Annotated in this window: 14 protein-coding genes and 1 pseudogene; 10 read left to right on the top strand and 5 right to left on the bottom strand. The window is 67.1% G+C overall.

The window, feature by feature from the left end; translation table 11 throughout:
* Nucleotides 1–47: 47 nt before the first annotated feature.
* Nucleotides 48–212, top strand: coding sequence for a sigma factor (locus ACQPYK_RS46360; protein ID WP_433247055.1), 165 nt, complete (start codon nucleotides 48–50; stop codon nucleotides 210–212).
* The gene (gene mltG, locus ACQPYK_RS46355) at nucleotides 191–1,024 is read left to right on the top strand and encodes an endolytic transglycosylase MltG (protein WP_433247052.1); all 834 of its coding nucleotides are present in this window, start codon (nucleotides 191–193) and stop codon (nucleotides 1,022–1,024) included. Before ACQPYK_RS46360 ends, mltG begins: the two co-directional genes overlap by 22 nt.
* A 315-nt stretch (nucleotides 1,025–1,339) precedes the next feature.
* On the opposite strand, the gene ACQPYK_RS46350 is transcribed toward mltG, so the two are convergent.
* Nucleotides 1,340–2,269, bottom strand: a complete 930-nt coding sequence (locus ACQPYK_RS46350; protein ID WP_433247049.1) for a LysR family transcriptional regulator — start codon at nucleotides 2,267–2,269, stop codon at nucleotides 1,340–1,342.
* A gap of 106 nt (nucleotides 2,270–2,375) precedes the next feature.
* Between ACQPYK_RS46350 and ACQPYK_RS46345 the strand changes: the two genes are divergently transcribed.
* On the top strand, nucleotides 2,376–3,242 hold the full coding sequence (locus ACQPYK_RS46345; RefSeq protein ID WP_433247046.1) for an oxidoreductase: 867 nt from the start codon (nucleotides 2,376–2,378) through the stop codon (nucleotides 3,240–3,242).
* A 281-nt stretch (nucleotides 3,243–3,523) separates the two neighbouring features.
* Here ACQPYK_RS46345 and ACQPYK_RS46340 read toward each other — a convergent pair whose 3' ends face one another.
* Nucleotides 3,524–4,738 (bottom strand): cytochrome P450, encoded by a 1,215-nt coding sequence (locus tag ACQPYK_RS46340; RefSeq protein WP_433247043.1) that lies wholly within the window; start codon nucleotides 4,736–4,738, stop codon nucleotides 3,524–3,526.
* Nucleotides 4,739–5,070: 332 nt separating this feature from the next.
* On the opposite strand from ACQPYK_RS46340, the gene ACQPYK_RS46335 reads away from it, so the two are divergent.
* The 3 genes from ACQPYK_RS46335 (at nucleotide 5,071) to ACQPYK_RS46325 (ending at nucleotide 7,992) form a co-directional block, all read left to right on the top strand.
* Nucleotides 5,071–5,391 (top strand): hypothetical protein, encoded by a 321-nt coding sequence (locus ACQPYK_RS46335; protein ID WP_433247040.1) that lies wholly within the window; start codon nucleotides 5,071–5,073, stop codon nucleotides 5,389–5,391.
* Between the two features lie 769 nt (nucleotides 5,392–6,160).
* Complete coding sequence (locus tag ACQPYK_RS46330) at nucleotides 6,161–6,694, top strand: RICIN domain-containing protein (RefSeq protein ID WP_433247037.1); 534 nt, start codon at nucleotides 6,161–6,163, stop codon at nucleotides 6,692–6,694.
* Between the two features lie 476 nt (nucleotides 6,695–7,170).
* Nucleotides 7,171–7,992 (top strand): isocitrate lyase/PEP mutase family protein, encoded by an 822-nt coding sequence (locus ACQPYK_RS46325; RefSeq protein WP_433247034.1) that lies wholly within the window; start codon nucleotides 7,171–7,173, stop codon nucleotides 7,990–7,992.
* A 313-nt stretch (nucleotides 7,993–8,305) separates the two neighbouring features.
* On the opposite strand, the gene ACQPYK_RS46320 is transcribed toward ACQPYK_RS46325, so the two are convergent.
* Nucleotides 8,306–9,049: a hypothetical protein gene (locus ACQPYK_RS46320; protein WP_433247031.1), complete on the bottom strand. Its 744-nt coding sequence runs from the start codon at nucleotides 9,047–9,049 to the stop codon at nucleotides 8,306–8,308.
* A gap of 399 nt (nucleotides 9,050–9,448) precedes the next feature.
* On the opposite strand from ACQPYK_RS46320, the pseudogene ACQPYK_RS46315 reads away from it, so the two are divergent.
* Nucleotides 9,449–9,811: pseudogene (locus ACQPYK_RS46315) on the top strand (helix-turn-helix domain-containing protein); the annotation flags it as partial.
* Nucleotides 9,812–10,233: 422 nt separating this feature from the next.
* On the opposite strand, the gene ACQPYK_RS46310 reads toward ACQPYK_RS46315, so the two are convergent.
* Nucleotides 10,234–10,899 (bottom strand): Crp/Fnr family transcriptional regulator, encoded by a 666-nt coding sequence (locus tag ACQPYK_RS46310; protein WP_433247028.1) that lies wholly within the window; start codon nucleotides 10,897–10,899, stop codon nucleotides 10,234–10,236.
* 59 nt (nucleotides 10,900–10,958) lie between these two features.
* On the opposite strand from ACQPYK_RS46310, the gene ACQPYK_RS46305 reads away from it, so the two are divergent.
* The 3 genes from ACQPYK_RS46305 to ACQPYK_RS46295 all read left to right on the top strand — a co-directional run bounded on the left by ACQPYK_RS46305 (nucleotide 10,959) and on the right by ACQPYK_RS46295 (nucleotide 12,949).
* Nucleotides 10,959–11,228 (top strand): YciI family protein, encoded by a 270-nt coding sequence (locus ACQPYK_RS46305; RefSeq protein ID WP_433247025.1) that lies wholly within the window; start codon nucleotides 10,959–10,961, stop codon nucleotides 11,226–11,228.
* Nucleotides 11,229–11,266: 38 nt separating this feature from the next.
* A complete protein-coding gene (locus ACQPYK_RS46300; RefSeq protein ID WP_433247022.1) occupies nucleotides 11,267–11,974 on the top strand; it encodes a sulfite exporter TauE/SafE family protein in 708 nt (235 codons plus the stop codon).
* A gap of 132 nt (nucleotides 11,975–12,106) precedes the next feature.
* Nucleotides 12,107–12,949, top strand: a complete 843-nt coding sequence (locus ACQPYK_RS46295; RefSeq protein WP_433247019.1) for an NAD(P)H-binding protein — start codon at nucleotides 12,107–12,109, stop codon at nucleotides 12,947–12,949.
* 430 nt (nucleotides 12,950–13,379) lie between these two features.
* Here the strand turns inward: ACQPYK_RS46295 and ACQPYK_RS46290 are convergent, their stop codons facing one another.
* Nucleotides 13,380–15,989, bottom strand: a complete 2,610-nt coding sequence (locus ACQPYK_RS46290) for a CHAP domain-containing protein (protein ID WP_433247016.1) — start codon at nucleotides 15,987–15,989, stop codon at nucleotides 13,380–13,382.
* Nucleotides 15,990–15,996: the final 7 nt, after the last annotated feature.

Here is a 15,996-nt window from a genome sequence, read left to right as displayed (position 1 = left end):
TTCCGGGAGTTCGTCATCGATCGGGGGCGCTGTTCCGTACCGCGTACTTGCTGACCGGTGACCGGCACGCCGCCGAGGACTTGGTGCAGTCGGCATTGGCGAAGACAGCGGTGAAGTGGCGTGGCCTGCGTGACCCGGCGGCCATCGAGGGTTACGTCCGCCGTGTCGTGTACCACGAGCAGGTGAGCTGGTGGCGGCGGCCGTCGCCGTGATGGCGGTCGGATCCACGCTCGTGGTCCAAGGGCTGTCGTCCCAGGCGGCGGCCCCCAAGGACTTCACCGGGCAGGGCTCCGGCCAGACGCCGGTGAAGACCGAACAGGGGAAGACCACCCTGACCGTGAAAGAAGGACTGCGGCTCTCGGACATCTTGAAGCAGTTGTCGACCGCCACCCGAAAACCGGTAGAGGAGTTCAGACGGGCCGCCAAGGACGGCAGGGCGCTCGGCCTTCCCGCCTACGCCAAGGGCAGGCTGGAAGGATTCGCCTTCCCCTCGACCTACGAGGTCTCGCCCACGTCGAGCCCCGACGAGATCCTCGCCGCGATGGTGACGCGCTTCAACCGCGCCGCCGAGGACCACGACCTGGTGGACGGCGCCAAGCGGGCCGGTCGTACGCCACTGGAGATCCTGACCGTCGCCGGCATCGTCCAGAGTGAAGCGCTCAACAAGCGCGACATGCCCAAGATCGCGCGGGTCATCTACAACCGGCTGAACCACACGCCCGAGATGAAGCTGGAGCTGGACAGCACGGTCCTGTACGGCATGGGCAAGTACGGCATCCGGGCCTCGAACGAGGATCTCAAGAGCCGGTCGCGGTACAACACCTACGCGCGTCCCGGCCTGCCGCCCGGTCCCATCTGCAACCCGGGGGGCGACGCCATCGAGGCCGCCCTGAAGCCGGCCGCCGGCCCCTGGCCGTTCTTCGTGAGGACCGACCCGAAGAGGGGCATCACGAAGTTCGCCGACTCCGAATCCGAGTTCGCCAAGCTGGTCGAGGAGTTCAACGAGAACCGCAGGACCGGGTGATGGAGCGGCGCGCCGCAGTCCTCGGTCCACCGATCAGGCGCACTCTCTCCCCGTGCCTCCGTCTCTCCGTACCTCTGCCTCCCCGTACCTCTGCCGACCCCCGTACCTCCGTCTCCTCCCCGTGCCTCTGTCGGGCCGCAACGACGCTCTCGGCCTGCGCGGCCGCGGTCGCTCCGTCGCGTCGCCGATGTCGTTCAGGGCGATGTCGTTCAGGGCGCCGTCGTTCAGGGCGCCGCGCCGCCGCCCTGACGTGGCCAAGCCCGGCGCAACGATACGTGCTGGTCCGTGGAGCAACCCGTCATGCGGATGGCGGTCTCATGGTGTTCGATGAGAGACCTCGGCGGCCGGGATCGAGGGGGCGGTTTTACCGGCCGCGAGTTCGCGCACGACGTGAACGAATCCTTGCACGAGGGGATTGTTCGTGTCGTCGACCCAGGCGAGGGCGACCTGGAGTGGCTCAACGTCGGTCAGGGGGACCCAGGACAGATCGGGGCGGGAGTAATACTGGGCCATACTGGCGGGCGCGAAGCAGATCGCGGTGCCTTCGGCCACATGTTCGAGCATCTCTTCGACGTTGTCGTTGGTCGGTCCCCACCGGGGGCTTGACCCGTCCGGTCTGGGGTTGACCGCCCACCAGTCCACCCAGATTCTTGGCGCCTGCTCGGTCCACATCAAGGGCTCGTCGTTGACTTCGAGTACGGAGATGCCGTCGCGACCGGCGAGCGGGTGGCCGGACGGCAGGCCGACGATCCGGGGTTCGGTGTGCACGATCTCAGCGTGCAGGTCCGTGACATCGGTGGGCAGCCAGACGAAGGCGACGTCCACCCTGCCGTCGCGCAACGCGCTCACCTCCTGCCCCCAGTCGAACCGCTTCGGTTCGACCCGTACACCGGGATGGCGGCGGACGAACTCGGCCCGCGCCCGGGTAGTGAGCTCGCCGGCACCACTGGCCTCGAAGCCCACGCGCAGCACCCCGGTCTCGCCGCGCCGGTGTCGTGCCGCGGCGGCCGTCACCCTGTCGGCCTGGCTCAGCGTGCGACGGGCTTCGGCCACGACATCGCGTCCGGCCGCGGTCTCGGTGACGCCCCCGGAGTGCCGGTCGAACAGCCGCACGCCCAGCTCGGACTCCAGGTTCTTGAGGGCGTACGAGAGAGCGGGCTGGCTCACGTACAGCAGTTCCGCGGCCCGTCCGAGGTTTCCCGCGTCGGCGATCGCGACGAGATAGCGCAGCTGGCGCAGCTCCATCCAGGGATCATAAGTCCTCTTTATGGAGTGGACGAACTTTTGTCTTGGACGGTACGGATCAGCCGCTGGCATAACTGAAGACGACACCATTACAGGGAGATTGAAAATGAGCACTGAGCACACCCCCACCCACGAAACGATCGGCAGGGTCTGGCTGATCACCGGTGCGTCCTCGGGCTTCGGCCGGTCGATCGCCGAGGCGGCCCTGGCCGCCGGCGACACCGTGGTGGCCACCGCGCGCAAGCCTGAGGTCCTCGACGATCTGGTCGCGGCACACCCCGACCGGGCGGTCGCGGTGCGGCTGGACGTGACCGACAGCGCGCGGATCGCCGAGGTCGTCGCCGAGGTGATTCTCTGGCACGGGCGGATCGACGTCCTGGTCAACAACGCCGGTCTCGGTCTGATCGGGGCGGTCGAGGAGACCACCGATCGCGAACTACGCGATCTGATGGAGTTGCACTTCTTCGGCCCCGCCGCGCTGACTCGCGCGGTGCTGCCGCACATGCGACGTCAGGGTTCCGGCGCGATCGTGCAGATGAGCAGCATGGGCGGCCGGCTCTCCTTCGCGGGTGTCGGCGCCTACTCGGCGACCAAGTTCGCGTTGGAAGGTCTGTCCGAGGCACTCGCGGCCGAGGTCGCCCCGTTCGGCATCAAGGTGTTGATCGTCGAACCCGGCGCGTTCCGGACCGGCTTCACCGGCAGCGGCGCCCTGCAGCAGACCGCGGCCATTTCCGCGTACGAGGAGACGGTCGGCCCCGTTCGCGCCATGCTCCCGAGCTCCCACGGCAAGGAGCCCGGCGACCCCGCCAAGGCCGCCGCGGCCATCCTCGCCGCGCTGGAGGCCGAGAAAACCCCCCTGCGGCTGCCCCTGGGCAACGATGCCACCGACGCGATCTCCGCTCACCTCGACGCCTCCCGCGCTGAGACGCTGGCCTGGGAGCCCGTCAGCCGCAGCACCGATTTCGACGACTGACCCACCTCGGCTGCGATGTGCCGCGACAGCCCGGGACCCTGCTCAGGGTGCCGGGTCGTCCGTCATGCCGTCGTCGCCTTGGGTCTCTCATGAGCCGCCCTCGTCAATGACGACCCGGGTCGCCTCGTGGCCATGTGCCGAATCGGAGAGCGGGCGGGTGCATGAATCCTCTGAACCGCTCTGCCTTGTTCACGCAGTCAGAGCAGATGGGTTCCTTGACCGATCTGGCCACGGCCTCCGCCGTCGGCTCGCGGTGGGTGCCCAACACGGTCACCCGTACCTCAGCCTCCCTTGACCGGGAGCCGGAGGGGGCGATAGATCAGTCCGTCGTCGGTCCACCGTAGGGTCGACAAGTCCTCTTGGGCGCGGAGGGTGGGCAGCCGCGTCACCAAGGCGCGGAAGGCTTCTTGCAGTTCCATCCTGGCCAGATTCGCCCCCAGGCAGTAATGGGGACCGTGGCCGAACGCCAGGTGCGGGTTGGGCGCCGTCCCGGCGAACCTCTGGATGTCGAACCGCAGCGAGTCATCGAAGGCCGACGGATCGTGGTTCGCGCCCGTGGGATTGGGCAGCACGACGGAGCCCTTCGGGATCACACCGCTGGACAGCTCGACGTCCTCGGTGATCATCCGGAGCAAGCCGTTCCCCCCGGGACCTTCGCAACGCAGGATCTCCTCCACCGCCGATTCCAGGAGCTCGTGTCGGGCCGTCAGACGCGCGTACTGCTCGGGATGGCACAGAAGGCGGAACGCGCCCCGGATGATGATCGATGCGGTGGTCTCGTGACCGGCCATGATCAACGTGAAGACCATGTGGGTCAGCTCCGCCTCACTCAGCCTGTCCTCCTCGTCGCGCGCCTCGATGAGCAGGTCGATGAGATCGTCGCCTGGCCTGGCCCGGTGCTCCGCGATCAGCTCGCCGGCGTACGCCATGAACGCGGCGAATCCCTCTCCTCTGGCCTCAGCGCTCGCCTCGGAGGTGGACAGAAACACCTCCGTCCAACCGCGGAACTGCTCGAACCGATCCATCGGGACGCCGAGCATCTCGCAGATCACCCGTGCGGGCAGTGGCAGGGCGAAATCGGCGACCAGGTCGAACTCCCGGCCGGCCGCGTCGATCAGCTCGTTGGCGATCGCCGCTGCGCGAGGCCGCCAGCGCTCGATATGCCTGGGAGTGAAGGTGCCCTGCATGATGCGGCGGTAGCGCGTGTGCTCCGGCGGGTCCTGGTTGATCAGCGCCGAGGAGTCGTCCTCAAGGGCGGTGCCGCTGACCATTCTGGGAAGGCCGGGTGCCCGCAGGTTGCGGCTGCTGGCCGGCGAGGCGAGAACGGCACGGACGTCTTCGTATCTGACGATCATGGGCACCCGGTCTCCGCTCGGCATGGTGGCGAGCTCCATCGGAGCCTGGGCGAGCCTGCGGACCAGGTCGGGAGAAGGGGTGCCGAGCGGACCGGAAGGAAGGTCCGGCCAGGGCGATGCGGTGCTGGACCGTACTGTCATGATCGCCTCCTGGCGATGCCGGCCAACGAGCCCCCTGAACGTACGGAACAGCCCGTAGCCGGTCAATGTCTCAGTGGCCACATCTCCCTTGAACGCCCGCGCGGAAGCCGAGCGACAGAAGAGAGCCAAGGGCTACCGGCACGAACGCCCTGTACCGGTATCGGTTGCGGCGCGTTCCACCTTTGAAAGCCGTGCGATGAGGGTGGCCCGCTTGGCGCCAGGTGGCGCCGCTACTTCGATGCGGCGAACTTGTCCTCGCCCGGGGGAGCCGATCCACGCATAATGCGAATCTTGATGGCGCTTCCGAGGAAGGCACGGGGAGACTGCGCGACATGAGCAAGATCGAGCGGCCGCTCGTACGTGAGTTGTTCCCCGATCTCGTCGCCGATCTCATCGCGTGTCTGAGGGAAGAAGGGGAGGAAGATCTTGCCGTCTCCGCCTGGGACATCCGGTTATACGAGGAGTGCGGATGCGGTGATGACTTCTGCCAGAGCTTCTACACGGCCGAGCGGCCGGACGGAGCGTACGGTCCCGGGCACAGATGCGTGCCCATGCTTCCACAGAGAGGTGATCTGATCCTCGACGTCGTCGATGGGCGGATCATGTACGTGGAGGTCCTGCACTACCCGAAGCTGCCACGTCCGGCGAGCTGAAGCCGTCAGCTTGGGAAGTGCAGCGAGTACGGCAGGGACGAAGCGGTTGAGCCGGGCCTCGGGCCGGTCGTGAGTGACTGCGGCCGCCCCCTCGCCACCCTGTCCAACGGCCCGTCAGTGGCCCGGCCGTCGTGTCCTCGTTGCCCTGGGGCGCTGGATGAGGGTCCGCCGGTATGTCTACTTTGCTCTTCGAAACGAGCACATGTCCGCGGCGGAGATGACAGCACTGCTCGTCACGGCCGATGACGATCTCCGCATGATCCATATGGTCATCCTCTGCGCGGGAACACGCATCCGGTCCACGGTCACCAGTTCGGAAGGCTTCGGTACGCGACCCGCTGACCTGCTGCGGTCCAGGCCGGAGGCGGTGTTGCCCTCCCCGCGAGTCCCCGTGATCCCCTCTTGTCTCCCGGCTGTACTGGTCTCCCGGCTGTACTGGTCTCCCGGCTGTACTGGTCTCCCGGCTGTACTGGCACGCGAGTGGCACGACGTCAGCACGTCTACCCCAACAGAATCGGCAGCTCGGATCTTGCCTGTCCCGATCGGCCCGACCTGGGCCAACGGGTGCGACCGATCCACTTGGAACAGCATGGGACGGTCCGGGATCACCCTGAGCCGCAACCCCGGACGCCTGACGACCGTCACAGCTTCGTCTCTCTGGCCGGCACTACATTCCGACGCGCGGAGGGCTTGTGCGTAGAGTAATTGATCAATGACTGTCAGTCATGGCATGGTGCTTGAGTCTTGATCAACTCTCTTGGGAGGCACCATGCTTGCTCGCCGTCTGCTAGCCGTCGCCGTCATCTCCGCAGCCGTGGGCGCGCTCACCAGCCTGCCCGCCGTGGCCTCTGCTCACCGGTCCGCCGACCGTACCGCCCTGGTCGGGTCCCCGATGTGCGTCGACGTCAGCAACAATCGCGGCAACGGCACCCTGATGTACCAGTGGCAGTGCGACAGCAACAACACCAACCAGAAGTTCGTCGTCGACGGCGGCCTCATCAAGGTGGAAGACACCATCGGCAAGAGTCAGGTGATGTGTCTGGACTCCTCCAACGGCCGAACCAACGGCACCCGGGTCTACCAGTGGCAGTGCCTGGGTAACCCCAACCAGATCTGGGTCGTCCAGAGAGGCCTGATCATCCTCAAGTCCACCCTCAACTCAGGCAACCGCCTATGCCTGGACGCCACCAACGGCCGCGGCAACGGCACCCAGGTGTACCTGTGGCAGTGCGACCCCAACAACACCAACCAGAAGTTCGTGATCGAAGATGGCCAGATCGTGATCAAGGACACCTTGTCCTGATCTCTGGTCAGGCCTGGCACCTTCCCGATATACCGCAAGGCATCAGCGGCAGGCGGGACGGCAGCCCGGTTCTCCGGTGGGCCGGGCCTGAGGAACGAAGTCCTGGGCCTTCGACCGCCCCCAACCCCGTGTGATGGCCGGCCACGGCATGACGATCGTCGTGCCGTATCCGTGCGGTGGAGGCGCGTCCCTGGTCGGCGGGTGAGGTCGCGTGCGGCGGGCCGTGCTGCGGCGCGCCGCACCGCCGCCCCTTGACCTGCGCAAGAACAATAAAGGTCGGCCGCGCCTTCACGCCGCATCCGCTGCTTCCACGATTCGATCTGAGCTTAATCAATGGACGCTCGCTCCTCTGTCCAGCAGCATTTCCGGAGCAGGTGCCCGCGATACAGGGTGCCGAGAAGCAGAACGACGCGAAGGCGGTCATGCACATGTCTGTTGACATCTCTCCCTCCACTGGTTCTTCCTCCGCTGATGCCGTGACCGTGAGGAAGGCCCGGCTGTTCCGCACCCTGAGCACCGAGTCCGTGCTGGTGCTGCCCAACGCCTGGGACGCCGCCAGTGCGGCTGTGATCGCTGCGGCCGGTGCCACGGCGATCGCCACGACCAGCGGTGGCGTGTCGTGGTCACTGGGCCACGGGGACGGACAACGGCTCAGCCGGGGCGAGATGATGGAGGCCGCGCGGCGCATCGTGGGCTCCGTCGACTTGCCGGTGACGATCGACGTTGAGGGAGGGTACGGACCGGCCCCGGCGGATGTCGCCGCGACCGTGCGGGCGGTGGTCGAGGCCGGTGCGGTGGGCGTCAATCTGGAGGACTCCACGGCCGTCGGCGGTCCTCTGTTCGACGTCGCCGAGCAGAGCGCCAGGCTGCGCGCCGCCAAGGACGCCGCAGCCGCGGCGGGTCTGCCGGAACTGTTCATCAACGCGCGCACCGACGTCTTCCTGTTCGGGATCGGTGCACCCGATGATCGACTGGGCGAGGTGCTGGCGCGCGCGGCGGCATACGCCAAGGCGGGAGCCGACGGCATCTTCGTTCCCGGCCTGCTCGATCTGGACGTGCTGAACACTCTCTGTGTCGAGTCGCCGCTGCCGGTCAATGCGATGGCCGTCGGCGGTGGACCGAGCGTCACCGAGCTCGCGCAGGCCGGGGTGCGCAGGATCAGTCTGGGCACCGGGCTGGCCCAGGCCGCCTACACCGCGGCCCGCAGAGCAGCCGCGGAGCTGCTCGGCACGGGAGGCCTCACGGCACTGGACGGCTCACTGGACTTCAGCGAACTCGACGTCCTGTTCCGTCGTTGATTGAATCGCCCCGAATTTGATGGAGACCTCAACCCGGCCGAAGGGGTGGGGTCACCGCTCAGGCGCGGCGTACCGGCCAACCTTGTCCTCGCGGGACCGCTCCAGCTCGTCCGCGTGGTCAAACGTGGCCTGAAGAAGATGCGGTACCGGCCACACCTGATCGACGGATGCCTCACCGAGACCGGTCTGACCTTGCCCCTTCCACCGGCACAGCCAGTCGACATCACGAATTAAAGATCAGCAGTGGCATCTTGCCGAGCCCCACGCTGCCGCCCCATTCGAGACGAATGGACTGCGGAGGCGCGGTAGTCGGTCACATCAGTGGGCAGCCATATCCGAAACCATCGCTATCGGCGCGGTGCAGCCCGATGACGTACTGGTCGTGCCCGCTCACCAGCGCCGCGCCCGAATCGCCTTTCTTGAGCTCGCCTAGAGGATTCTTATATCGGATTCCTCTCTCCCACCAGCTGTAAATGGTGTTCCCGCTGCTATCGAAGCCTATTGAACGGTAACGCGTCTGGAAGCTCTCGACCTCGAACGTATGGAGGCCGGTGGCGGCACCGACGAACGATATGTCGGCGTCGGTGGCGGGGTCGAAAGCCCGCACGCCGCCCGGGACGCCGATCAAGATGATCTCCGGGTCGCCGAGGGCTGGTGTGATGACGGCGGTGGCGACATCCATGACATTAAATACCGGATCAGGCTGCTCCGGGTTCGGGTAGTAGGTGACATCCTGCTGCCAGGTGATCGGCACCAACTCGTTCTCGCGCTCCATATTGGGCGGATTGTAGATCATCGCTCCGATCCGGCCGGGGTCGTACTGTGTCAGCACGTGTGCGTTGCCCAGCAGTTGGTAGGCCCCCCGGTAGTCGATGTTGACGCCCAGCGTGCCCCGGCCGAACGGCGTGGTGCGGATCATGTTGCCGCCCGACACCGGCCGCACCGCCTGCGGAGCATCGGGGAGCGGCTGTGCCGCCGCCTGCTCGACGATGTTGCCCTCCACGACGATCTTCGTGGCCAGCTCGACCGGCGTAGGGCGGCCCTCGTCGTCCGTCACGGTCGCCCTGAGGGATGGCGGCACCGGAGCGGCGGGCAGCTCGTGCGCCGTCCCTACGACCAGAACAAGGTCGGGTTCGGTGCGACTGTCAGACTCACGATCCCCGGCTGGGAAAGCAGCCCCTGATATTGGTCAAGAATTTGATCCACGTGGAATGCGGTGGGAAAGCCAGCGGTCATATGTGGCCTCCGATCGGTCGGATTCGACGATCCCAGCCTGCCCCCCGAGAATGCAACGAATCCGCAATGCGGAACCCTGATACTCGGCTTGCGAACTCTATGCTCAACCAACTGAGCCGGAACAAAGGGCGCCCGTAGACATTTCCACAGAAAAAACAGTCGACCAGTACTTCGGTCGCACTTACTGATCTTTAATTCGTGGTGTTCAGCGATCATGTGAATGTGTCGGATTGCTGCGGTATGCCCAGGTCATGTGACATGGCAAGGCGGCGGGCTGACCGCCGCCCAACGAGCCAAGCGCGAGCAGATACGGCTGCGCGTGGCCGGACTGTTCGTCCACGGGTGCACCGACGAGCAGGTGGCCGGGCGGCTACGGGTCAGTCGGATGTCGGCCAACCGGTGGCGCCGGGCCTGGGCCCACGGTGGCGGCGCGGCCCTGGCCTCCAAGGGGCCGGCATCGCTGCCACGGCTGAGTGATGCGCAGTCCGCCCGGCTGGAGACCGCGCTGTTGCGGGGCCCGGCCGCGCACGGCTGGGACGATCGGTGCTGGACGCTGTCGCGCATCCGGCGGGTGACCGGCCGGACGGGACCGGGGTCTGGCGTGGTGCACGCCGGAGGGAAACCCGATCGACGCCGGGGACGACTGGGACTCGAACTCAGAACCTACGGATTAAAAGCCGAAACGAGTGAATCCGGGATGAGCCCGGCCACCGCACCCGCAGTTCGACGACCACGTCACGGCCGCTGGCCGGCCAGGCGTCGCTGGTGGTTGTCGTGCGAGCTGGATGACCTGCGTGGATGGCATTATCGGCAGGCGCGATGGCCCGCCGCCTCACCCGAGGCGGACCCGTCCGACGACAGCCCCGCTACATCTGCGACTGATGCTGATCATCCATCTCGAACACACCGCCGGTGTGGTGGTCGGGCCCCCATGGAGGGCTCGGAGGTGACGGAACCGCGATAGCTGGGGCTGCTGTGCGACACCAGATTTCTGCGACGGGAGGTTCAGTTTCCACGGGACATGGCGGTGAGTCGTCTGGGATCGAGCACCACGATGATGCCGGGCTCGATGCGGACGGCGCCTGCCTCGGCGAGGACTCGCAGAGCGCGGTTGACCGTGACCCGCGACAGACCGATTTCCTCGCCGAGTCCTTGTTGCGCCCCTGGCAGCGTGATCCGGCTCCCTTGTTCGCGCATGGACTCGGCGACCCAGTCTGCGATCTGGACGACCGGCCGCGGCGCGGCGCGGCGGACATGGGCCCGCCGGTCACGGTTCACCTGCCCTGACAGGTGGCGCAGTACGTGGTCGCGTAGCATCGGCACTTCGTCGATGAGGCCTCGAAGGAGGCTTACCGGCAGGAAGCGAACCCGGCAGGCGGCCGAGGCGGTCCAGGTGGCCGTGTGCGCTTCGCCGTCCAGCACCGCGGCTTTGTCGATCACGCAGGGCCCCGTCACCGTCGCGAATCGAACCCTTGAGCCGTCACCGGTGTCGTAAGTGGCGGACAGGGTCCCCCGCTCAAGAATGACCAGATGCTGAGCCGGGTCACCGAAATGCGCGACAGTGGAGCCCGCAGGGACTTTCCGTGGCGGGCACTGCTCGGCGAGCCAGTCGAGGCGCGCATCTTCGAGCATTGAGAACAGAGGTACCGCCGCCAGGTTCCCCTTGTCCACCTCTGGGAGAGTATCTCGCGATACAGAGGCGCGGGCGAGGAGTCCGTACCGTTCCCTCCGTGATCTGCGTAGAACTGTCCCTTAGCAACGACCACGCGCGTCTGGCGGCGCGGCCCGCTCACCGGGAACGGCTGCGCGCGCTGTATGAGCAGGGCGCTCTGCTTCTGGCTGGTCCTTGGGAGGACGACTCGGGAGCGTTGCTGGTCTTCACCGTCGACCGTGCGCGGGTGGATCGGATCATGGCCGAGGATCCGTACTACACCACGGCGGGTGTCGACGTCGTCTCGCTGCGCGTGTGGTGTCCCATTTTGAAGCCTGAACATGGTTGAAAAGAACTGATCTGGTGATATCCGCAGGTCTTCTGGCGATGCCGGTGATCGTCGCGGTGGCGGCTTTCACTCAGGGGATCACAGGGTTTGGGTTCGCGCTGGTCGCTGCGCCCTTGCTCGCGGTGGTCGCGGGCCCCAAGGCGTCGGTGGTGGCTCTGTGCCTGATCGCCCTGCCGATAAACGCCTGGTCGTCGCTACGTCACCGCCGGATGGCCTGCCGCGGTGTCGCGGTCCGGATGGTGGCGGCTGCCGCGGCAGCCGCGCCAGTCGGTGTGTGGTTGCTATCGGTGCTGAGTGACCGGGTCCTGCAGGGGGCGGTTGGGGTTGTGGTCCTCTGCCTGACGGTGACGCTGATCAAGGGCGTCAGGGTCAGCGGTCGTGGAGGTCTCCTCGATCTGCTCGGCGGTGCCTGTGCGGGAATCCTGTCGACGAGCATAGGAACGAACGGGCCTCCGCTGGTGATCGCGATGGAGATACAAGGCATTTCCGGGCCTCGACTGCGAGCGACTCTCGCGTGGGTGTTCTTCGTCAGCGGGCTCGTCAGCCTGGCCCTGCTCAACGCTGCCGGGTCCGTGAACACGGAGTCCCTGATCAGTGCCGGCATCGGCTGGCCGTTCGCCTTCGTCGGCCGTCGGATCGGCGAGCGAGTGGCTGGACTGCTGGCCCCTCGTTGGGGCGAAGGTCTCGTGGCCATCCTGCTGTTCGCGAGTGCTGCCACCGCGATCGTCACTGCGATGAAGAGCTGAAGGGGTAGCTCTTCCGCAGCGAGTTGGAAGGTCGCGCGGTGAGGCAGTACCGGTCCCGATAAAGGCACATGTTGACATGAAATTATATGCGTGCAAACATGCATATGTAGAACCTATCGAACGGAGTTCCTTGTGACCATCCTCATCACCGGCGCCCGCGGCAAGGTCGGCCAAGCGATCATCAACCGCCTCCACTCCGCCGGCCACAGCGTCCGCGCCGCCAGCGCCAACCCCGCCGAGCTGACCGTCCCGGCCGGCGTCGAGGTCGCCGAGCTCAGACTCGACCGGCCCGACACCTTCGAAACCGCGCTCCACGGCATCGGCCAGGTGTTCCTCTACCCCGAACCCGCCGGCATCGACGCCTTCATCAAGACCGCCCAGGCCGCCGGCGTCGCACACCTCGTCCTGCTGTCCTCCTCCTCGGTCCTGAGCCCCGACGCCGAGAGCGACCCGCTGGCCGGCCACAGCCTCAAGGTCGAGCAGGCCCTGGCCGCCTCCGGCCTCACCTGCACCTTCCTGCGGCCGGACGCCTTCGCCAGCAACGCCCTCGGCTGGGCCTACTTCATCGGCCAGAACCTGCCGATCCAGCTGGCCTACCCCGACGCCGACATCGCGCCCATCCACCCCGACGACATCGCCGACATCGCCGTCGAGGCCCTGACCGGCACCGCCCTCACCGGCCGCGCGATCACCCTCACCGGCGCCCACGCGCTCACCTTCCGCGAGCAGCTCGCCGTCCTGTCCGACGTCCTCGACCGCGACATCCCGGTCGAGCAGATCACCCACGCCGAGGCCGAGCAGCAGATGGGCCGGTACATGCCCGCCCCGATGGTCGGCTCCCTGCTCGCCCTATGGCGGGCCGCCTCCGCCGGCCCGGCCACCATCGCCGACACCACCGAGACCCTCCTCGGCACACCCGCCCGCACCTTCACCCAGTGGGCCCGCGAAAACGCGGCCGCCTTCACCCCACGCTGACCTCGGCAGGGCCTCCCGCTTAGGGCAGGTCCTCCCTCCCTCCTTCAGAGGCATCCCCATGTCGAACGCCCTGGCCCCAGCGCCGCCACTATCCACCGGTCACCAACCTGACCGCCGACGCTGGGCCGTCCTGGCCGTCGTCCTGTTCGCCGTGAGTACCTGATCCACTACAACGGGCGCCGGCCGCGCCAGCCGGATCAACGCCGCCGTCGGCGCGGTGCTGGGTGTTCTCGGCTCGGTCTCCGTGGCGGTCCAGGCGGCGATCGACCTGTAGGCGGCCGCGGTCTCCGGCACGCAGACGGAGATGGTGCCTGGCACGTCTCGGTGGCGAAGTACGGTCTTTCACCTCCACTCGAACCACGGCGCCTCACGGCGCAGCCCGTTGTCCTTACAGCCCCGGCCAACGTGGGAATAACAGCTCAGTGGCCGGTTACGGGTTGGGCTTAGGGGTGATCAGGTGGAGTAGCCCCGGTGTCATGGCGTTGCGCATGGCGTAGACCATCTGGTCGATCGTCATGTAGTGGTGCTCGGCCTCCTGAGGGTCCCACACGCGGAACCTGTAGGTCCCGATCCCGTCGCTCGTGGGCACGGTGGAGAAGCCGTGGATGACCACATAGTGCCGCAGCACGCCATTGTCGACGTTGACCCAGGGCAGGTAGTCGGATTTGGCGAGCAGGATGGAGGGCTGACCCTTGGTCGTCAGCGCCCACCACACCGCGCTGAAGGTGTTGGCGATGGCCACCGGCTTGTCGTCGGAGGTGTTGCGCAGGTGGTTCTGGTTGTAGTCGTAGCCGACGATCTGGTTGGCGTAGTTGGCCATGTCGGTGGGCAGGGTGAAGCCGTACCGGTCGGTCTTGACCAGGTCGGCGACCTCTCGCTGGCTGGGCACGGGATCGGCGCCGGTGGTGGCCAGGACCGCCCGCATGGCCGCCGGGCCGCAGTAGGTGTTGTTCTCCTGGGCGGTGCCGCGGAAGCGCAGGTCACCGACGCTGCGGTGCTGGGTGTTGCCGTCGAAGGAGTAGGCGACCTCCAGCACCGTCGGCCCGATGTATTGGCGGCGCCAGGCGGTGGCGCAGGACCGGATCGAGTCGAGCAGGGCCGATTCGCAGCGGACCTCCAGGTTGGTACCCGAGTCCGGCAGGTCGGATAACCGCAGATTCAGATGCGCGCGGGTCACGGTCGGCCTAGCCGGGAAGACGTAGGCGACGCCGCGCACCTCCTCCCAGCCGCCCTGCTTGCGGAACTCCAGGCAGGTCACGTTCCAGCCGCCTCCAGGGACGGTGGCGAGCTTCGTGGTGCAGTTCTCTGTATCCGGCTTGTCGCCGCCGGGGTCGGCGGACCGCTCCCAGGCGGCCGAGGAGTCGGCCAGCGGAGAGACCACCGCGTAGATCGGCGAGCCGTGCCCACCGGGATGGGCGCCGTAGGGCGAGAAGGAGGTGACCTTCGTGACCGCATTGCCGTAGTTGCCCTCGATGGTGGTGATCAACCCGGCGCCGTCGACCTCCACCACCACGCCGACGTGGGTGCTGTTGCCCGAGCTCGTGCCGTACAGCACCAGGTCGCCGGGGCGGATGTCGTTGAGCGCGCGCAGCGTGCCGCGGCTCTTGCCCCACCAGTAGAAGTCGCCGCTGTAGGGCAGGAACACGTCGATGCCGGCGTGCCGCCAGGCCCAGCTCGCGAACATGCTGCACCAGGCCCAGCCGCACTTGACCGAGCCGCCGGAGCCATAGGGGTTGCAGTTGTCGCCCCACTCGGCCACGCCGAGCTGGCTGTAGGCGGCCCGCACGATCTGGTCGCGGATGTTGCTGCGGTCGACGCTGCCGCTGCCCGGGGGCATCGGAGTGCCTGGGTTGCCCGTGCCACCGCCGCCGCCTGAAGGCTTGGGGTCGTTGTCGCAGCGAGGCAGGATGATGTCGGAGGAGCCGGTCTTGACGTAGTAGTCGGCCACCCACAGGTCGTCGGAGGTCTTGTCCCAGACGGCGGAGCCTCCGTAGTTGAACGCACCGTAGGCCTGGCAGACGATGGTGATGTAGCTGTCCTTGGAGTATCTGTCGTTCTCGTAGGCCGACGTCAGGCTCTTGCCGTGGTAGCCGTTGAGCGTGGTGCGCACCAGGTAGCGGTTCCCGGCGCCGCCCGAAGGGCCGTCGTCATCGCAACGGTTCATGACGATCCCGGTGGAGCCGGTCCGCACGTAGTAGTCGGCCACCCATAGGCCGTCGGAGGTCTTGTCCCAGATCGACGACCCGCCGTAGTTAGCCTCACCGTAGGCCTGGCAGACGATGGTGATGTAGCTGTCCTCGGAGTATCTGTCGTTCTCGTATGCCGACGTCAGGCTCTTGCCGTGGTAGCCGTTGAGCGTGGTGCGGATCGGAAACTGGCGGCCGCCGCCCGGCTGGGTGCCTCCGCCGCCCGGAATGCCGAGCGAGGAGCAGGAAGGCATGCCCGGGATCCAGCCGGTGGTGCCGGTGCTGATGTGGACGTCGGGCACCCACAGGCCGTCGGAGGTGTAGTCCCACAGCGTGCTTCCGCCGACGGCGCCACCGTAGTCCTGACACTTGACGAGGATCTGGCTGTCGGCCATGTAGGCGTCGACGCGCACCCGGTCGTCCGGGTTGGTGCTGCCCCGGCCGTCCAGGTCGACCTTGACCCGATACGGGCCGTGCAGCGTGCCCTTGTTCGCGTGGCCGTCGATGCCGATGGACAGGCACCGGGGCACGTCGGGCAGGAAGCCGTCGATCCCGGTCCGCACGTAGGTGTCGGGCACCCACAGGCGGTCGGTGGTGTAGTCCCAGATGGCGCTCCCGCCGACCGCGGGACCACTGTCCTGGCAGATGATGGTGATGTCGGTCTCGGCGAGATAGGCGTCGGTCCGGACACGGTCGGCGGGGTCCATGCTGCCCCGGCCGTCGATGTCGACCTTCGCCTTGAACGGCCCGGCGTCGGCCACGGCCGTGGCCGCGCTGACCAGCGACAACGGCCAGATGACAGCCAAGGCCAGCACGATCGTCAGGATGCCGCGCAGAGAGGTTCGCAGACGCACGGGTCTC

The sequence above is a fragment of the Streptosporangium sp. CA-135522 genome (assembly GCF_050949235.1).
GTDB lineage: Bacteria > Actinomycetota > Actinomycetes > Streptosporangiales > Streptosporangiaceae > Streptosporangium.
Note: the sequence above shows the minus strand (reverse complement) of the source record. Positions and strands in the feature narration are given on the sequence as shown.

Coding starts and splice junctions, on each gene's coding strand:
- ACQPYK_RS46300 (WP_433247022.1), top strand. CDS start 11,267: ATGCCGGTGATCGTCGCGGTGGCGGCTTTCACTCAGGGGATCACAGGG.
- ACQPYK_RS46350 (WP_433247049.1), bottom strand. CDS start 2,269: ATGGAGCTGCGCCAGCTGCGCTATCTCGTCGCGATCGCCGACGCGGGA.
- ACQPYK_RS46340 (WP_433247043.1), bottom strand. CDS start 4,738: ATGACAGTACGGTCCAGCACCGCATCGCCCTGGCCGGACCTTCCTTCC.
- ACQPYK_RS46345 (WP_433247046.1), top strand. CDS start 2,376: ATGAGCACTGAGCACACCCCCACCCACGAAACGATCGGCAGGGTCTGG.
- ACQPYK_RS46330 (WP_433247037.1), top strand. CDS start 6,161: ATGCTTGCTCGCCGTCTGCTAGCCGTCGCCGTCATCTCCGCAGCCGTG.
- ACQPYK_RS46335 (WP_433247040.1), top strand. CDS start 5,071: ATGAGCAAGATCGAGCGGCCGCTCGTACGTGAGTTGTTCCCCGATCTC.